16 protein-coding genes are annotated in these 16966 nt (G+C 62.8%); 5 read left to right on the top strand and 11 right to left on the bottom strand.

The genetic code is table 11. The features are described from left to right. Nucleotides 1–122: 122 nt before the first annotated feature. The 6 genes from ANTHELSMS3_RS22100 to ANTHELSMS3_RS22075 form a co-directional block, all read right to left on the bottom strand. Nucleotides 123–848 (bottom strand): ribonuclease activity regulator RraA, encoded by a 726-nt coding sequence (locus ANTHELSMS3_RS22100; protein ID WP_198319857.1) that lies wholly within the window; start codon nt 846–848, stop codon nt 123–125. Between the two features lie 124 nt (nt 849–972). After that, nucleotides 973–1872, bottom strand: coding sequence for a dihydrodipicolinate synthase family protein (locus ANTHELSMS3_RS22095; RefSeq protein WP_094035096.1), 900 nt, complete (start codon nt 1870–1872; stop codon nt 973–975). Between the two features lie 106 nt (nt 1873–1978). Beyond that, on the bottom strand, nt 1979–3712 hold the full coding sequence (araD, locus tag ANTHELSMS3_RS22090) for an L-arabinonate dehydratase (protein WP_094036762.1): 1734 nt from the start codon (nt 3710–3712) through the stop codon (nt 1979–1981). Nucleotides 3713–3722: 10 nt separating this feature from the next. Beyond that, nucleotides 3723–3845, bottom strand: a complete 123-nt coding sequence (locus ANTHELSMS3_RS22085) for a dihydroxy-acid dehydratase (protein ID WP_094036761.1) — start codon at nt 3843–3845, stop codon at nt 3723–3725. A gap of 13 nt (nt 3846–3858) precedes the next feature. Next, nucleotides 3859–5934, bottom strand: a complete 2076-nt coding sequence (locus ANTHELSMS3_RS22080) for a TRAP transporter large permease subunit (protein WP_094036760.1) — start codon at nt 5932–5934, stop codon at nt 3859–3861. Between the two features lie 137 nt (nt 5935–6071). After that, nucleotides 6072–7112: a TRAP transporter substrate-binding protein gene (locus ANTHELSMS3_RS22075; RefSeq protein ID WP_094036759.1), complete on the bottom strand. Its 1041-nt coding sequence runs from the start codon at nt 7110–7112 to the stop codon at nt 6072–6074. A 162-nt stretch (nt 7113–7274) separates the two neighbouring features. Between ANTHELSMS3_RS22075 and ANTHELSMS3_RS22070 the strand changes: the two genes are divergently transcribed. Genes ANTHELSMS3_RS22070 through ANTHELSMS3_RS22055 form a run of 4 tightly spaced genes read left to right on the top strand, consistent with a single transcriptional unit; the run spans nt 7275 to nt 10655 of the window. Next, nucleotides 7275–8033 carry a GntR family transcriptional regulator gene (locus ANTHELSMS3_RS22070; protein WP_094036758.1) on the top strand — a complete coding sequence of 253 codons (759 nt, stop codon included), beginning with the start codon at nt 7275–7277 and terminating at the stop codon, nt 8031–8033. After that, on the top strand, nt 8030–8839 hold the full coding sequence (locus ANTHELSMS3_RS22065) for an SDR family NAD(P)-dependent oxidoreductase (protein WP_198319856.1): 810 nt from the start codon (nt 8030–8032) through the stop codon (nt 8837–8839). Before ANTHELSMS3_RS22070 ends, ANTHELSMS3_RS22065 begins: the two co-directional genes overlap by 4 nt. Nucleotides 8840–8892: 53 nt before the next feature. Beyond that, nucleotides 8893–9918, top strand: a complete 1026-nt coding sequence (locus ANTHELSMS3_RS22060; RefSeq protein ID WP_094036757.1) for a four-carbon acid sugar kinase family protein — start codon at nt 8893–8895, stop codon at nt 9916–9918. Next, on the top strand, nt 9915–10655 hold the full coding sequence (locus ANTHELSMS3_RS22055) for a FadR/GntR family transcriptional regulator (RefSeq protein WP_094036756.1): 741 nt from the start codon (nt 9915–9917) through the stop codon (nt 10653–10655). The genes ANTHELSMS3_RS22060 and ANTHELSMS3_RS22055 overlap by 4 nt, the downstream gene beginning before the upstream one ends. A 40-nt stretch (nt 10656–10695) precedes the next feature. Here the strand turns inward: ANTHELSMS3_RS22055 and ANTHELSMS3_RS22050 are convergent, their stop codons facing one another. Genes ANTHELSMS3_RS22050 through ANTHELSMS3_RS22030 form a run of 5 tightly spaced genes read right to left on the bottom strand, consistent with a single transcriptional unit; the run spans nt 10696 to nt 15794 of the window. Next, entirely contained in the window at nt 10696–11664 is a 969-nt protein-coding gene (locus ANTHELSMS3_RS22050; RefSeq protein ID WP_094036755.1) for a ketopantoate reductase family protein, read from the bottom strand. A gap of 11 nt (nt 11665–11675) precedes the next feature. Further along, nucleotides 11676–12797, bottom strand: coding sequence for an iron-containing alcohol dehydrogenase (locus ANTHELSMS3_RS22045; protein WP_094036754.1), 1122 nt, complete (start codon nt 12795–12797; stop codon nt 11676–11678). 11 nt (nt 12798–12808) lie between these two features. Further along, on the bottom strand, nt 12809–13714 hold the full coding sequence (locus ANTHELSMS3_RS22040; protein ID WP_094036753.1) for a dihydrodipicolinate synthase family protein: 906 nt from the start codon (nt 13712–13714) through the stop codon (nt 12809–12811). Then, nucleotides 13711–14658, bottom strand: coding sequence for a 4-hydroxythreonine-4-phosphate dehydrogenase PdxA (gene pdxA, locus ANTHELSMS3_RS22035; RefSeq protein ID WP_094036752.1), 948 nt, complete (start codon nt 14656–14658; stop codon nt 13711–13713). The genes ANTHELSMS3_RS22040 and pdxA overlap by 4 nt, the downstream gene beginning before the upstream one ends. Then, on the bottom strand, nt 14655–15794 hold the full coding sequence (locus ANTHELSMS3_RS22030) for a sialidase family protein (protein ID WP_094036751.1): 1140 nt from the start codon (nt 15792–15794) through the stop codon (nt 14655–14657). The genes pdxA and ANTHELSMS3_RS22030 overlap by 4 nt, the downstream gene beginning before the upstream one ends. 330 nt (nt 15795–16124) lie before the next feature. Between ANTHELSMS3_RS22030 and ANTHELSMS3_RS22025 the strand changes: the two genes are divergently transcribed. After that, nucleotides 16125–16958 (top strand): DMT family transporter, encoded by an 834-nt coding sequence (locus tag ANTHELSMS3_RS22025; protein ID WP_094036750.1) that lies wholly within the window; start codon nt 16125–16127, stop codon nt 16956–16958. Nucleotides 16959–16966: the final 8 nt, after the last annotated feature.

The raw sequence follows: 16966 nt of genomic DNA, 5'->3' as shown, positions 1-16966 counted from the left end.
ATCCGGCCTCCAAAACCGCATGACGCCCCCAACGGCATGGCGCCAAAGATCATCACCACAGACCGGTGCCGCGCCGCGTGACGGGCCCCCTGCGCAGCACCGGCGCGGGGCCCGTCAGGACATCAGCGGCCGTTTGCCTTGCGCCAGGCGGCGAACTTTTCCAGGTTCTCCTCCTGCGTGGCGGGATACAGTCCGATGATCGCCGCACCGTTCTTGACCTGCTCCAGGGCAAAATCCTCATAGGCGGTCATCTCGATCGCCTCGTCGGCGATCTCTGCGGCTAGATGCGCGGGCAGGATGATGACGCTGTCGTCGTCGCCCACCACGATGTCACCCGGAAACACCGGCGCGTCGCCGCAGCCGATGGGGACATTGATGTCGATGGCCTCGTTGGTGGTCAGATTGGTCGGGCTGGAGGGGCGGCTGTGATAGGCCGGCATCTCCAGTTCGCCGATGTTCATCGCGTCGCGAAAGCCGCCATCGGTGACCACACCAGCGCCGCCGCGCATCATCAGGCGGGTGATCAGGATGTCGCCCGCGCTGGCGGCGGTGGCCGATTTGCGGCTGTCCATGACCAGCACATGGCCCGGCGGGCAGGTCTCGATGGCGACGCGCTGGGGGTGTTCGGGGTTGCGGAACTCGACCAGTTGGTTGCGGTCCTCGCGGGCGGGCATGTAGCGCAGGGTAAAGGCGGGGCCGACCATGTTGCGGCCCTTGGCGGCCACCGGGCGCACGTCCTGGATCGCCTGATGGCGTAGCCCGCGCTTGTACAGCGCGGTGGCCAGCGTGGCGACAGAGACCTGTTCCAGCTTGGCCTTGGTGTCGGGGGTCAGGGGGTGATCGGTCATCTCTGGTTCCTTCGGGTGACATCTGCGTTCGACAGGCTTTGGCAAAAACTCTTCGAACGCGGTTCGAAACGCGGTTCAGACGGCTCGACCGCCGCCTGGTCCCGCCTGTGTCGCAGCGGGCGGCTCATGCCAGCAGTCCGTTGCCGGCCATGAAGCCGCGCAGGCGCATCATCTGGTCGTCGGTCAGCGGCCAGGCGGCGGGCGGGCGCGCCACGCCGCAGTCCTCGCCCATCAGCGCCAGCGCCGCCTTGACGCCGGGCACATTGGCCCCGCCCTGTTCCTCGGCGCGGATATCCTCAAACACCTGCATGTCGGCGATCAGCGCGCGGGCGCGGGCGTAGTCTCCCGCCTCCAGTGCGGTGTTGATCGCCACCGACCGTTCTGGCCAGACATTGATCAGCCCGCTGGTAAAGCCGCGCGCACCAACGGCGTAGAGCGTCGGCGCCCAGACCTCGGCCAGACCGCCGGTCCAGGTGATGTGATCGGGGGCGGCGGCCATGGCGGCCTTCAGCCGCATGGGGTTGGGCGTGGCCCATTTGACCCCCACCACGCCCTCGACGCGGCACAGCGCGGCGATGGCATCAGTCCCGATGGCATCGTTGCGCAGGTAGAGGATCAGCGGCAACCCCTGTCCGGCCTCGCGCACCGCCTGCACATAGGCGATGACGCCGCGCGGCGCGACAAAGGGGTCGGGCGGCTGGTGGATCATCAGCGCAGTTGCCCCCGCCGCGCGCGACGCCTCGGCCAGGGTCTGCGCGTCGCGCACCCCGCGTCCGACGCCCGCCACCAGCGGCACGCGGCCCGCGATATGCGTGCCGCTGGCCGCAACCATGGCGCAGGCCTCGTCCAGCGTCAGCCCGTAGAACTCGCCGGTGTTGCCATTGGCGGTCAGCACATGCACGCCTGCGGCAATGGCGCGGTCGACCAGTGGCTTTTGCAGGTCCGGCGCGATCTCGCCCGCCGTGTCAAACGGCGTGACAAGGATGCCGGACACGCCGGTCAGCGCCTTGGCGAGAGCGCTCATGTCAGAAGCCCCGCGTCCCGGGCCTGTCCCGGGACCTCCCGGCGGGAAAGGTGCAGGCCCCGGATCAGGTTCCGGATCAGGTCAGGGGCGGTGTTCGTCACAGCCATCAATTGATCTCCGGTTCCGGCACGGGGCCGCCAAAATCGCTGCGCAGAAAGTCAAAGTCGCAGCCCTTGTCCGCCTGTTCCACATGTTTGCTGAACATCTGGCCATAGCCGCGCTCAAACCGTGGGGCGGGCGCTGTCCAGGCGGCGCGGCGCGCCTCCAGTTCTGCGTCCGTCAGCACGACGTTGAGCGTCCGGTTGGGGATGTCCATCTCGATGATGTCGCCGGTCTGGATCAGCGCCAGTGGGCCGCCGATATAGGCCTCGGGGGCCACATGCAGGACGCAGGCACCGTAGGATGTGCCCGACATGCGCGCATCCGACAGCCGCACCATGTCGCGGTGGCCGTCCTTGAGCAGCGCCTTGGGCATCGGGATCATGCCCCATTCCGGCATCCCCGGCCCGCCCAGCGGCCCGGCATTGCGCAGCACCAGAACGTGGTCCGGTGTCATCGGATAATCTTCGTCGTTGATGATCGTCTTCAGCTCGGCATAGCTGTCGGCGACAATCGCCGGGCCTTTGTGGGTCTGGAACCTGGGGTCCATGGCGGCGGGTTTGATCACCGCGCCATCGGGGGCCAGATTGCCCTTGAGCACCGCCAGCGACCCCTGCTGGTACACCGGGTTGGACAGCGGCCGGATCACATCGTCGTTGTAGTTCACCGCCTCTGCGATGTTGTCGCCCATGGTCTGGCCGTTCACCGTCATCACCGACAGGTCCAGCTTGTCGCCCAGCTCTTTCATCAGTGCCGGCAGGCCGCCCGCGTAATAGAAATCCTCCATCAGGTAGTCCTTGCCCGAGGGTCGGATATTGGCCAGCACCGGCGTGGTGTGGCCGATCTCGTCGAGGTGATCCAGCGTCAGGTCGACGCCTGCGCGCCGCGCCATCGCGATCAGGTGGATGATCGCATTGGTCGAACAGCCCGTCGCCATGGCCACGGTGACCGCGTTGCGCGTGCTTTCCCAGGTCATGATCTTGTCCGGCGTCATGTCCTCCCAGACCATCTCGACCGCGCGCGCGCCACAGGCGGCAGCCATGCGTTTGTGCCCCGCATCCGGCGCCGGGATCGATGAGGCGCCGGGCAGCGTCAGCCCCCAGCCGTCGGCAATCGACATCATCGTGCTGGCGGTGCCCATGGTCATGCAGGTGCCATAGCTGCGCGCGATGCCGCCCTGCACGCCGTCCCACTGGTCCTTGGTGATATTGCCCGCGCGGCGCTCATCCCAGTACTTCCAGACGTCGGTCCCCGAGCCCAGCTTTTCCCCCGCGTAATTGCCGCGCAGCATGGCCCCTGCCGGCATGAAGATGAACGGAAGGTTCATGCTGACCGCACCCATGACCAGCGCCGGAGTGGATTTGTCGCAGCCCCCCAGCAGCACCGCCCCGTCGATGGGATGGCTGCGCAGCGTCTCTTCGACCTCCAGCGCGCCCATGTTGCGATACAGCATCGAGGTCGGCTTCAGGAACTGTTCGGAAAACGAATGCACCGGCATCTCGACCGGCGTGCCCCCCGCCTTCAGGATGCCGCGCTTGACCCACTCGGCCCGGTCGCGCAGGTGATGGTGGCACGGCGACAGATCCGACCAGGTGTTGATCACCGCGACAACCGGCTTGCCCTCCCAGTCATCCGCAGACCACCCCATCTGCATCGCACGGCTCCGATGACCCATGCTGCGCAAATCATCCGGCGCAAACCAACGCGCGGAACGAAGATCTTCAGGTCTCTTAACACACATCTCAATCCCCTCAAGATATAGGCTGCGAAAACATGAACATCAGGAAGATGATCAAGCCGGCTAGCAATAGACCCAGTATCCAGGGCCAAGCGCCGTAGCCGTTGATATCGTCGTGGCTGTCGCGTCCGATCATGGCTTTTGCCTCCTCAATTCAACAGTTCAGGCAGGAACAGGGCAATCTGCGGGAAGTACATCACCAGAAAGAGTCCCACGATTTGAAGCCCGATGAAGGGCAGCACCGCCACAAAGATTTCCTGCAAGGTGACATCCTTGGGTGCGACGGATTTCAACCAGAAGCAGGCCGGACCAAAGGGCGGCGACAGAAAGTAGATCTGGATATTCATGACAAACAGGATGCCGAACCAGATCTTGGCCTGATCCTCTGTCAGGCCCAATTCCGGGGCCAGCGTCATCACCACCGGCGCAAAGACCGGAACGGTGATCAGCACGATGGCGATCCATTCCATGAAGGTGCCCAGAACCATCAGGATCAGCATCATCACGATCACGGTGCCCATGGCCGACAGACCCATGTCGAGGAACAGTGAACGCATGAATTCGCCGCCGCCGACAAGGTTGAAGATACCGACAAAGCTGACCGCGCCCAGAACAAGCCAGATGATCGTACCAACGGTGGTCATGGTTCCCAGCATGGCGGCCGACAGAACGTCCCAGTTGAACTTGTTACGCACTGCCGCCACGATAAGCGCGCCGACACAACCAACCGCTGCGGCCTCTGTCACCGAGGCGACGCCGCCGTAGATTGAGCCCATCACCGCGCCAATCAACAGGATACACAGGCCAACGGCGATCATCCGGTCCTTGGACAGCTTTTTTTCCGACCCTGTGATCTGCGCGACCTCAGCGGCGGTAGGGGCCAGCGAATGGTTCAGGTTGACGCGGATCAGCACATAGCCCGCATAGAACACCGCCAGCATGATGCCTGGCAGCGCGCCTGCCATGAACAATTCGCCGATGCCGACCTCTGCAGACAGCCCGTAGACAATCATGATGATGGATGGCGGAATCAGTGTGGCCAGCGCGCCAGAGGCACAGATCAGACCGATGGACAGCTTGCGGTCATAACCCAGCCGGAACATCTGGGGCAGGGCGACAAGACCCAGCATGACGATCTCTCCGCCCATGACGCCGGACATGGCGGCCAGGATCACCGCCACCACCGTGGTTTGCACGGCGACCCCGCCGCGCAGGTTGCCGGCAAAGATCGACATGGCATCAAAAAGATCCTCGGCGATCCCCGCGCGCTCGAGGATAGAGGCCATCAGAACAAAGAATGGCACCGCAACTAGGCTGTAGTGTTCCAGCAAGCCCACAGCGTTCGAGCTGACAAGGAACAACCCCCGCGGCCCGAAGAAGCCGACCGCCATGATGACGGACACCAGCAACGTGACCATACCCAGCGGCATGCCTGTCATCATCAGTGCAATCAGCAGGACAACCATGATGACAGAGATCGTACCCAGATCCATGCTGCGCAGTTGTAGCGCCTTGGATGGGTCCATCGATTTGCCGATCTCCGAGATGAAGTCAGAGAACATGACTGCAATTTGCACGTCCAGTGCGTGTGCCAGAAAGGCCGATACAAAGTAGATGACAAAGTAAAGGCCGACGGCCTTGACGATCAGGCGCGCGGCCTTGGACTGGACATGCCGGTGCAAATTGACCGTCAACTGCGCCAGATACATGAACCCGCCGATCACCATTAGGCTTTTCATCATCATCGGCAGGGGAGAGTTGAAGGCAGAGCCGGATTTCTCCAGCCGGCCGACGCTGATATAGGCGCGCACGGACGCATCACTCAGCAACATGTACAAGGCCAGAACACCCACAACCATGGCAAAAAGGTCCAGCCACCAGCGTTGCACGGGATTGGCAAGATTGTGGATGACGGTGATGCCGATATGGCGCTTTTTCATCGTCACATAGCCGGCCGACAGCATCCAGGCCGCGGCGACGGTTACCATGACGGTCTCAAACGCCCAAAGCGTCGGCGTGTGCAGGACATAGCGGGAAAACACCTCCCACAATGTCGCGGTGGCTGCGATCAGATAAAATGTGGATATCGCGATGCCAGAAACATGGCTGACATGATCCACAATCGTGTACTGGCTACGATCAAGATCGGTCTCTTCGTGGAGCGGGTCCTGGTCCGCGATGCCGATCTCCGTGTCTTTCAGAGCGTCGTCCAGATTGCGAGTCATGCGGTAATGTCCCTGTCCGGCCGCGCGCCTTTTGGGTGCACGGTCACTGTGGTTCTGCGATGTCCAATGGGCGGCGATGGCGTTGACTTGCCCGCGCGATGTATGGCGGGCAAGTCAGCGTGGAGGGCTGGGCAGCGTTACAGCAGGCCCGCGTCCTTCATGAAGGCAATGTGTGCCTCATAAGTTTCTTTCGCCAGATCGGACTGGCTGGCAAAGGCTTCCCAGGCTTGCTGAGCGATGGCGCGCAGCTTGTCACGTTCGCCCTGCGGCCAATCGATCACTTCGATCTCGCCTGCAGCCTTGTCGCGGGCCACCAACTGGCGGTCGAGACGGTCGAAATGCTGACGCAGACCGTTGTAGGCGGCCAGATACCAGGTTTCGAGCGCGACCTGCTCTGCCGCTGTCAGCTCTTCCCAGACCGCTTCGGAGACAGTGAATTGCAGGATCGGGGTCGAATGGATGCCGGGAAAGATCGGGAACTTGGCGATCTTGTGCATGCCGTTGGCGTCGTTGTTGGCATAGGCCGAGTTGTCCGCCGCATCGATCACGCCCTTGTCCAGCGCGCCGTATGTTTCCGATCCGGACATGGATACGGGGGCAGCGCCTGCGCGCTTAAACACGTCAGCAGCCAGACCCTCGGGAGAGCGGATCTTGAGGCCCTTGAGGTCCTCAACGGTGCGCACCGGCACTTTGGATACAAACGCCTCACGGGCATAGGCGCCACAGCCGATCACATGGACGCCTTCGAAATGTGCGTCGTACAGTTTTTGCAGCATTTCCTTGCCGCCGCCCTGTGCGCAGAACGCCTGAATCTGATCGGCGCTGTCATAGCCGGCAATCAGGTCGCCCATCAGCGCAAAGGCCGGGTCGATGCCCGCAAAGTAGTTGATCGAGGTCAGGTCACCGTCAAGAATGCCAACTGAAATCGCCTCGGCGGTTTCACGGCGCGGCACAACCGCGTCGATCGGCAGCAGTTCCACAGTCAGGCTTCCGCCGGTCATCACTTCAAGCTTGGGGACCCAGACATCGTTCAGATAGGCCAGCGACGCATGGCTGGCGTTGGACGATGTCTGAATTTTCAGAACGCGATCTGCCGCCTCTGCCGACACCCCGGTGAATCCCATTGCTGCGGCCACTGCGGCAATCATGGAATATCTGGTAAAAGTATTGATTTTCATGGATTTCCCTCCTCCGTTTTCACTGTCGCGTGCCGGATTCTTGGCCTGTGTCACGCTTGACAGGTCTAACTGATATATTAGTATCTGCACTCTGTCCAATTGGTTCTCACGTCAGGTTGTGTTTTTCCCGGACACCATGCGATCACGGTCAGGAGACTGGAAATGGCAAGCGATACGGGGCGCGACGCGGGTAAGGTGCCGGGTGGCGCGCGCGGTGATGGTGCGGCAATCAGGGTCTATGACGAGCTCCGGCGGGAGATCATCTCTTTTGAGCGGGCCCCCGGCTCTGTGCTGTCGCGCGCGACGCTGGAAAAACAATATGCGGTCAGTCAAACGCCGATCCGCGAGGCCCTGCAAATGCTGGATCAGGACGGGTTGGTGCAGGTGTTCCCTCAATCGCGGACCGTGGTCAGCCGTATCGACGTTCAACAACTGAACGAAACGCATTTCCTGCGCGTTGCGGTCGAGGTCGAGGTGGTCTGGAGGCTGGCTGCGTCACCGCGCGAAGATGTCGTTGCGCGCGCCCGCGCGATCCTCCAGATGCAAAAGGCACTGATGAGCGACACGGATCAGCCCGAGTTGTTTCAGGACCTGGACCGGTCGTTTCACCAGACGTTGTTCGATGCGGTGGGTGTCGGCACCATCCAGAAAATGCTGGCACGGCGTCTTGGTCACCTGTTGCGTTGCCAGAAACTTGACCTACCGTCACAGGGCAAGATGGCCATGATCGTCGCCGACCACGAGGCCATCCTGAACGCAATCGCGTCCGGCGATCAGACCGCCGCGGCAGAGGCGGTTCGGCGGCACCTTTCGGGTACGATCAACCGGGTCGATGCGTTGCGGGCAGCGCACCCGGATTTTTTCACGGATGGCAAAACCTGGCCGGTCTTGACCTGGACCGAAACCGGATCCGAGGAATGAAACTGGAGGGTTTACTGGCCGGGCAGACGGCCATTGTTACCGGCGCAAGCAGGGGCATCGGGCGGGCCTGTGCCTTGCGGTTGTCGCAGGCGGGCGCCTCCGTCCTGTTGCACGGAACCGATCTGGACCGGCTGAATGCGGTGCGGCAGGTCATCACGCAAGGTGGTGGGCAGGCGCAGGTCTTTGCTGGCGATGTGACCGACCCGGCAACCGCGCAGGAGGCGGTCGCGCTGGCAGAGCGCAAATTGGGGCCGGTGGCGATTCTGGTCAACAACGCCGGGATCAACGCGCGCTCTTCGACGCTGGAAATGCCGTTGGAGGATTGGCACCGCGTTCTTGACGTGAATCTGAATGGAACGCTTCATTTTTGTCGGGCGGCCCTGCCGGGCATGATGGACCGAAAAGGTGGGGTCATCGTGAACGTCAGTTCGACCACCGCCAAGACGCCGCACAATAACGCAGCCCCGGCCTATGGCGCCTCCAGGGCCGCGGTGAATTACCTGACCATGCATCTTGCACAGGAAATGGCACCGCATGGCATTCGGGTGAACGGTGTTTGCCCCGGCCCGGTCGAAACCGACATGTCCCGCCAATGGAGCGCCGAGTATCGCGATAGGGTCGCGGCCGCCGTCCCTTTGGGCCGGTTGGGACAGGCCGATGACGTTGCCGGCACCGTTTTGTTTCTGGCGTCGGATTTGTCGTCGTTCGTCACGGGGGGAGACCCTGAACGCAAATGGAGGGACCTATATGAACTGATGCATATGGGGCTTGCGTTGCTTTACAAGTTTCCTCCAGTCTCCCTTTGACACTAAAGGAAAAAGGGCAGACCATAGGACAACTTTGACAAGTCGCGTCCCCGATGCCTCATCTTGCCCTCATTGCCGACGACCTGAGCGGTGCACTGGACAGTGCCGTGCCGTTTGCCGGGGCGGGCAAGGTTGTTGTCGCCAGCCACCCGTCTGCTTTGGGCGCTGCGCTGCGTGAGCACCCTGATGTTGTCGCTGTCTCGACCCGCTCGCGTGATATTTCTGCGGATGAGGCGTTGGCGCGTGTGCGTTCCGTCCTGCGGCAGATGCCGGTCGGTGCCCGCCTGTTCAAGAAAATCGACTCGCGCCTGAAGGGCAACATCGCCGCCGAACTGACCGCGTTTGCGGCCGCGCCTATGCTGGTCGCCCCGGCGATCCCCGAATTCGGGCGCGTCGTGGTCGATGGATGCCTGACCGGTTTTGGCGTCGCGCATCCGATCAGGGTTTCCTCTGTGTTGGGCGATCACGCGACCCGCGCCCGTATCCCCGATGTACAAAGCGCCGAGGACATGCTGACCGCCGTTGCCGCACTGACCCCGGATGAGATCTTGGTCGGCGCGCGCGGGTTGGCCCATGCGCTGCGCGTCTCTATGCCCGGGGCGGCACCCGACATCACGTCCTTGCCGGGGCCACTGTGTTTTGCGGTGGGGTCAGCAGATCCGATCACCTTGGCGCAGATGGACGCCTTGCGGCACCATCACCCCGGTTTGCAGGTGATCGACGCGCCGTCCGGCACGGTCCCCGAGGGTATCGGCAGGGATGCAGCAGCCACGTTGTTGCGTATCGTCCCGGGCGCGGAAACCGCACCGGATGAGGTCGCCCGGCGGTTTGCCAAGGGTGTGGCGCGGTTTGTACCCGACAGGGGGACCCTTCTGGTGTCTGGCGGCGCAACCGCAGAGGCGGTCCTTGATGCACTGGGGATCAAGGTTTTGACCATCGAAGGAGAGGGGCTGCCGGGTTTGCCTTGCTGTCGGGTCGGGCGTCGCTGCATTATCAGCAAATCCGGTGGTTTTGGTGCCGAGGATACCTTTGTCCGGTTGCTGAACATGACACGATTGCAGGAGGGCAGGGGATCATGACGGATCGCACGCCACAGGCCGCTCCGGGGTCTGCCGCTGGGGTTCATCGCAAGAGTCTTGCAGATGATGTGTTTCAAAAGCTGATGCGCTCGATCAAATCCGGCGCCTATGGCGCGGATGAGCGGCTGCCGACCGAACATGACCTTGCCGCAGAGTTTCAGGTGTCCCGTCCGACCATCCGCGAGGCATTGCGAAGGCTGCGCGAACAGGGCCTGATCTATTCTCGCCGCGGCGCGGGCAGTTTCATACGGCAGGCCGGTCTGCGTGAGCCGTTGGGATTTGGCCACCTCGAAAGCATATCCGATCTTGAGCGCTGCTATGAGTTTCGCGTCACGCTGGAGCCAGAGGCAGCCGCTCAGGCCGCCTTGCGGCGCACCCGATCAGGGCTTGCCGCGATAGCCGATGCTCTGGATCTGATGCGCGACGCCACTGCGCAGTCGCGCCATCGCGAAGACGCCGATTTTGCCTTTCATCTGGCCATCTCGGAGGCCAGCGGGAACCAGTATTTTGCAACGGCGATGCAGGCGCTCAAGGATCACATCGCAGTGGGGATGCAGTTTCACGGCGTTTCGCTGAAGGCGTCAGTTGACGGGTTGAGTGCGGTCTACGCTGAACATTGCGCCATTTTCGACGCAATCCGCGACGGGCAATCGGACACGGCCCGTGACCTGATGCGCCGACACCTGAAAGGGTCGCGCGCCCGTTTGTTCGACGGTCGGCGGCAAACCGGCGGCTAGGGATGGCCCTGTCCGCCGGGCCGGGCGCGCGGTCGGTGTGTCAGAAGCCCAGTTCCGCCGCCATGTCTTGTGGTGTCAGTGAGCCTGCCGGGCGTTTCTCGCGGGCAAGCCGGTTCGCCAGACGGGCGGCGCGGGCATTGATCGGCGCGTCCGTTCCCGCCAGTCTGGCGATCAGGGCGATTTCACCGTTCAGGAAATCCGTCTCAATTGAACCGGCCCCCCGGGCAAGGCTTTGCGAGGTCGAACTGCCGATGCGGTCGAGGCCGTCGATCGGTTCGACCACCAGTAAGGTGCCCCGGCGCGGATCGCCCGCACCCATGTCACGCCATTTGATGCCAGCCGCGCGATAGATCGTTTGTGCCTCTTCCATCAGAGCGGTCTTGATCTCTTTCGCGGCAACGCCCCGGCCAAGCGCGGCCTCGACAATATTGCCAAGGTTCACCAGCAGCTTGCCGTGTTTGCATTGCATCACATCCTCATCGACAAAACACTTGATGCGGGCCGCTGTCAGCGCCTCGGACAGCGCGGTGTCGGTCTGATCGGCACCCTGCGGATAGCGCCCGATGTCGAAGACACCGAAATTGGTGCGCCCAAAACAGACCGCCTCATCCGCGGCCAAGTATTCGGCGGGCATCATCACGTTCACACCGTGGACATTGGGGAAAACACGCAAGGCCAGCCGCTCGTTTTCCACCCCGTTCTGCACACAAAAGATGGCCTGATCGGCAAAGCCCGCAGCCCGCAGATCGTCCAGCGCGCGGGGCGTGTCCTGTGTCTTGGTTGTCAGCAGGATCACGTCGTCGGGGCGCGGCGTGATCTCAGCCGCGCTTTCGACGCAGGGCAGGGGAGTGGTTACGCTGCCATCGTGGTTGCGCAGGGTCAGACCCTTGTCGCGGATGGCCTGCACCCGCGCGCCGCGTGCGATGCCAAGCACGTCTTGGCCCGTCAGGGCCAGTGAGGCCGCAATCACGCCGCCGACCGCGCCAACGCCAAAGATGATGATCCGCATAGTGTGCCCTTTCAGAATGCCGCGCGATAGATCGCCTCGACCTCACCGACAGACATGTCACGCGGGTTGTTGTCCATCAAGCGTCGGATCGCGTGCGCCTCTGCTGCCCAGCCGGGCAACTCCGCCTCTGCCGCGCCGTGGTCCTGCATCGACATCTTGATCCCCAGTGCAGTGCAATAGGCGCGGGTGCCTTGCACCACGGTTTCGGGATCTTCAGAGGCTTGCAGGCCAAGCGCGGTCAGTACCTCGGCGGTCTTTTCGGGACGCGCCGGAGCGTTGAACCCAAGGACATTCGGGAAAAGCAGCGCCACGCTCAGCCCATGCGGGATGCCCGCGCGCGTGCCGAGTGGATAGGCCAACGCATGGCCGGCAGCGGTGTTGACGGGGCCAAGGCACAGCCCGCCGTAAAAGCTGGACAGCAGCATACCGGCGCGGGCCTCGGCATCGCTACCGTCTTCTACAGCGCGTTGCAGAAAGCGGCCCGCCAGACGGATGCCCATGCGGGCATAGTCGTCGATCAGCGGATGCGAATTGATGTTGGTGAACGCCTCGACGCAATGTGCCAGTGCGTCCACGCCGGTGGCGGCAGTGATGGCAGGCGGGACGCTCATCGTCAGCTCGGGGTCAAGGATGGCAATATCGGCCGCCAGATGCGGGCTTTCCACCGCCACCTTCATTCCGGTCTCAGATGAGGTGATCAGGGCGCGAATGCCGCCTTCGGATCCGGTGCCCGCAGTTGTTGCCACCTGCGCCAGCAACGCGCCCTTTTGGGCCACTTTGTTTGGCCCAGCCACGTCGGCCAGTGTCTGATCGCTGTTCCACAGCGCGGCCACCAGCTTGGCCACGTCCATGACAGACCCGCCGCCCAGACCGACGATGACATCGGGTCTGCATGCCCGCGCGGCGGCAAGCGCGGCATCCAGGCAGGTGTCCTTGGGTTCCGGCTGAACCGCGTCAAACACAGTGACAGATCCTTTCAGTCCCAGTTTGCCGACCATCGCCGCTGTGACCGGCAACGCGATGACCAGAACGCGCGCCCCTTCGGGCACCCAGTCGCCCAGGCGCGCGGCGGTTCCGGTGCCGACCTCGAACCGTTTCGGCAGGTGCAGGGTGATTGCGCGTGAGATGTCCATGCCGTTCTCCTTCACGCTCCAAGGCGCGCCATTTGCGCCCAGACCGATTGCTGTTCGGCCTCGGTCAGATCGACCAGCGGCGGCATCATGTTCAGCCAGCCCAGATCATCGCGCGACCGTGCCAGCATCGTTTTGACGGTGGGCAGTTGCACATAGGCATTTGTCAGCCCGCGCCAATCGTCGATCCGGGCCTGCGCGGCCTCAATCTGTTCCGTGCGGGCCGGATCGTTCCAGCCCTCCCAGATCACGCGCAGCGCATCGGCCCGCAGGTTGGATGTGGCGGTGATGCAACCCGCGCCGCCGGCCTGCAACAGGGGCAACATCAACGGATCGGCCCCAGCCAGAACCGCAAGATCGGGAAAGCGCGCACAGAGCGTTTTCATGTTGTCGATGTCGCCCGCGCTGTCCTTGATGGCGCAGACAATGCCGGGAAAGGCCGACATCAGCCGGTCAATCAGATCATGTGAGATCGGGATCTGCGTCACTTGGGGGATGTGGTACAGCACCACCTTCAGGCGGTCGTCGCCGACGCCCTCGATCACCCGCGCGTAAAAACGGAACAGACCTTCGTCGCTGACGCCCTTGAAATAGTAGGGCGGCAACAGCACGACCCCCTTGGCCCCGGCCTGAACCGCGTGGCGCGTCAGCTCAACAGTATCGCTGATGGCGGGGGTTGAGGTGCCGGGCAGCAGCGCATCGGCGGGGGTGCCATGGTCAACGGCCGCCTCCAGCAGCGCCATGCGGTCGCGGATGCCAAAGCTGTTGGCCTCTCCGGTTGTCCCTAGCATCGCGATGCCATGACAGCCCTCATCCAGCAGGGCGCGGCAATGGGCGGCAAACAGCGTCAGGTTTGGCGCGCCGTCGGTGGTGACTGGTGTGGCGGCGGCACAATGGACGCCTTGGATTGCATGGGTCAATGTCCCCTCCCGGTGGCCAGTTTGCGCGCATAGGCGATGGCCTTTTCCAAATTCTCGTGGCTGGCAATGCCCTTGCCCGCGATGTCAAAGGCGGTGCCATGATCGACAGAGGTTCGGTCGATCGGCAGGCCCAGTGAGACGTTCACCGCCGTGTCAAAGGCCACCAGCTTGACCGGGATGTGCCCCTGATCATGATACTGCGCGACCACCAGATCAAAGGCCCCGTTGTAGGCGCGGTGAAACACCGTGTCGGCGGGGATCGGTCCGTGGGCATCAATACCTTCGGCCTGTGCCGCGTGCACGGCGGGCGCGATCTGGGTGTCGTCCTCTGTCCCGAACAACCCGCCTTCGCCGCAATGCGGGTTGATCCCCGCGACGGCGATACGCGGCGCGTCATAGCCCAGCCGTTTGAGATGATCATTGCCGGTGCGGATGGTTTGTAGGATCGAGTCCGGCGTGGCGCGGTCGATGGCATCGCGCAGGCTGACATGGGTCGAGTTGTGAATGACTTTGAGTCGCTCTGAGGCGAGGATCATCCATGCCTTGGGCGTGCCGGTCAGATGTGCCAACATGCCAGTGTGGCCGTCATAATGATGGCCCGCTGCGTTCAGCGCGGCTTTGTTCAGTGGCGCGGTCACGATGCAGCCGATTTGCCCATCAAGCGCCGCATCCACCGCAGCCCGCATAAAGCGGAACGCCGCATCGCCGGCGCGCGCGTCCTCTTGCCCCCAAGGCAGCGGCGCGCCGTCGACCGGAACGTCCGTGACCGACACGTCACGGCCCGGGACCAAACCGCTCTGGACCGCATCCTCTGCCGTCTGAAGGGTGCGCTGGCAGCCAAAAATGCGGGTTTTGGCGCGGTCTTGCGGTGACATCGCGGCCACGGCCCTCAGGATGATTTCCGGGCCGACCCCTGCAGGGTCGCCCATGGTGATGCCGATCATTGCGCCTCCAGCCAGTCGCGGGTCAGCCGCACATATTTTATCGCGCGGCGGTGATAGGTATAGGCCAGATGCAGCGTGCCCTGCGCGTCTTCTAGGAGTGAAGGGTAGGACATTTCGTGGTTCTGACCGTCCACCGAATTGTTCGACAGGCAATCCCCCGGTCCCTCCTCGACCAGTACGCGGCGCGGAAAGCTGCGCCCGTCGTCGTCTGAAAGGGCCAGAACCATGGGCGCGCGCGGCACACCCCAGATCGGGTTGCAGCCGCCATTCGCGTTTGGTCGGTCATCGCCATCTCCAAGTTCGTCATACAAAGAGGCGCGTCGCGCGTCGGGAAACATCGTCGCGTTGACCGGGTTGCAGGCCATGGCAAGACGTCCGTCGCGCAAGCGAATCACCGAGATGGAAGAGTTGTTGTTGGGCACATCCGTTGGCTGCGGCACGCTCCAGCTTTCGCCGCCATCGGTGCTTTCAGTGCGGTAGACTGCGTCTGACTGGCGGCGTCGGAAAAACGCCGCGTAGTGGTCCGGGCCAAGCGCGACAGGAGTCATGTGAACGCATCCCATGGACCCCGGCACCTGAACCACCCGCCAAGTTTCTGCATTGTCCTGACTGATCGCCAGGGCGGCGGTGTCGTGGCTGCCGGTCCAGCGTTGTCCGGGGCGTGTCACGCAGTTGAAAAGGCCCATGAGCCAGGCACCATCGTCGCGGACAAGGATGGGCGCGCGGACAAAGGTGCCGCGCGGCAAGGGCAGGTCGCGTGGGGCAAGTCCGTCCTCGCGTATCCGCACGACGCAGGCGTCCTGATTGCCTCCGGGCTGCGCGGTGTGCAGGATCAATCGCCGCCCGTCCGGCGCGTCAAACTGGATCGGGTTCTGTTCAGACCGCTCTGGGTCGTCGGTGAGGCGCTCGGCCTGCGACCAGCCGTCGCCGGACATTGTTGCGCGCCAAATCGAGATGTCAGCCTTGCCCTCAAGCGAGCCGCCGAACCACAGGCATGACAGCCCGTCCGCGCCCAAAGACAGAAAGGCGGCGTGGTTCTGATCGCAAGGAGACGGAAGAGAAGCCTCGACCCGGCCTATTCCAACGACTGTTGGGCGACCGTCCATACGGTTTGCGATGTCTTCAGGGTTGGGCATTACGAGTGGCTTTTTGCTGAAAAAGGGGCGGGTGATCAAGGCAGGTGGTTTTGGCACAGGATCGTGTCTGTGAGTATAAGTTGTCAAGTTGGAAATTGATTCTGAATATCAAAATGAAGACGTAAATATCTGACAGGATATGGATAAAAATAAATCTCACTCATGTTTGGTCTCGACCGATCAAAGATGTTGACAAATATGGAGCGTGTTGAGACGCTCCTGTCAGGTTTCGAATGATAGCGTCCTCGCAAGGGGACTGTCTCGGGGCGGAGCGGTGTTGGCAAGGTGGGGCGGGACTTGGATCGGTCAGCGGTTTTCGGGGTCAGTCTGATGGTTGGGGCCGCAGCGTTTGGGGCAATCGATTCTGTTCTGGTGCGCGCCTTGGCGGGGTCTGTGCACCCGTTTGTCATGGGCTTTACCCGCGCGTTGTTCGGTTTGCTGATTGTGCTGCCTTGGATCATTGCGCGGCCCGATATTTTGCGCTCAAGTTTCCGTTTTCGCCATGCATTGCGCGCCGGACTCAAACTGGCTTCGTTGCTGGCGTTTTTCGTTGCCTTCACGACCGCGCCGCTGGCCGATGTGACCGCGATTGCCTTTACCTCGCCGATCTTTGTCACCATCGGGGCCTGGATCTTTCTGGGGGAACGTCCCCGCAGGCTCCGGATCATTGCAGTTCTCCTTGGGTTCATCGGGGTACTGATCGTGCTCAGCCCCGGACGTCAGGCGGGGATTTCCAGCGGTCTGGCGTTTGCGCTGTTGGGGGCACTGCTGACGGCGCTGATCCAATTGATCCTCAAGCCTATGTCGGGGCGCGATTCGACTGAAACACTTGTGGCATGGAACCTGATTGCCATGGTGCCGATTGCGGCACTGCCCGCCGCAATGGTCTGGACCACGCCAACGCTGACCGAGTGGCTGATTCTCGCGCTACAGGGTGTGGTCGGTGCGGGGGCCATGGGGTGCATCACACGGGCGTTCTATTTCGCCGAAGCTTCGCTGATCGTGCCGGTGGATTTCGTGCGCCTGCCTCTGGTCGCGGCGATGGGCTATTTCTTTTTCGCTCAGGTCGCGCCGATCACGACATGGATCGGGGCGGCGGTCATCTTTGCTGCAATTGTCTTGATGGCCCGCAGCGCGCGGGCAGCAGCAAGGATGCAGCCATGAAAGCCATG

Origin of the sequence: Antarctobacter heliothermus, from assembly GCF_002237555.1 — a bacterium.
Lineage (GTDB): Bacteria > Pseudomonadota > Alphaproteobacteria > Rhodobacterales > Rhodobacteraceae > Antarctobacter > Antarctobacter heliothermus_B.
The sequence above is the reverse complement of the archived record's forward strand: the minus strand, read 5'-3'. Positions and strand labels throughout refer to the sequence as shown.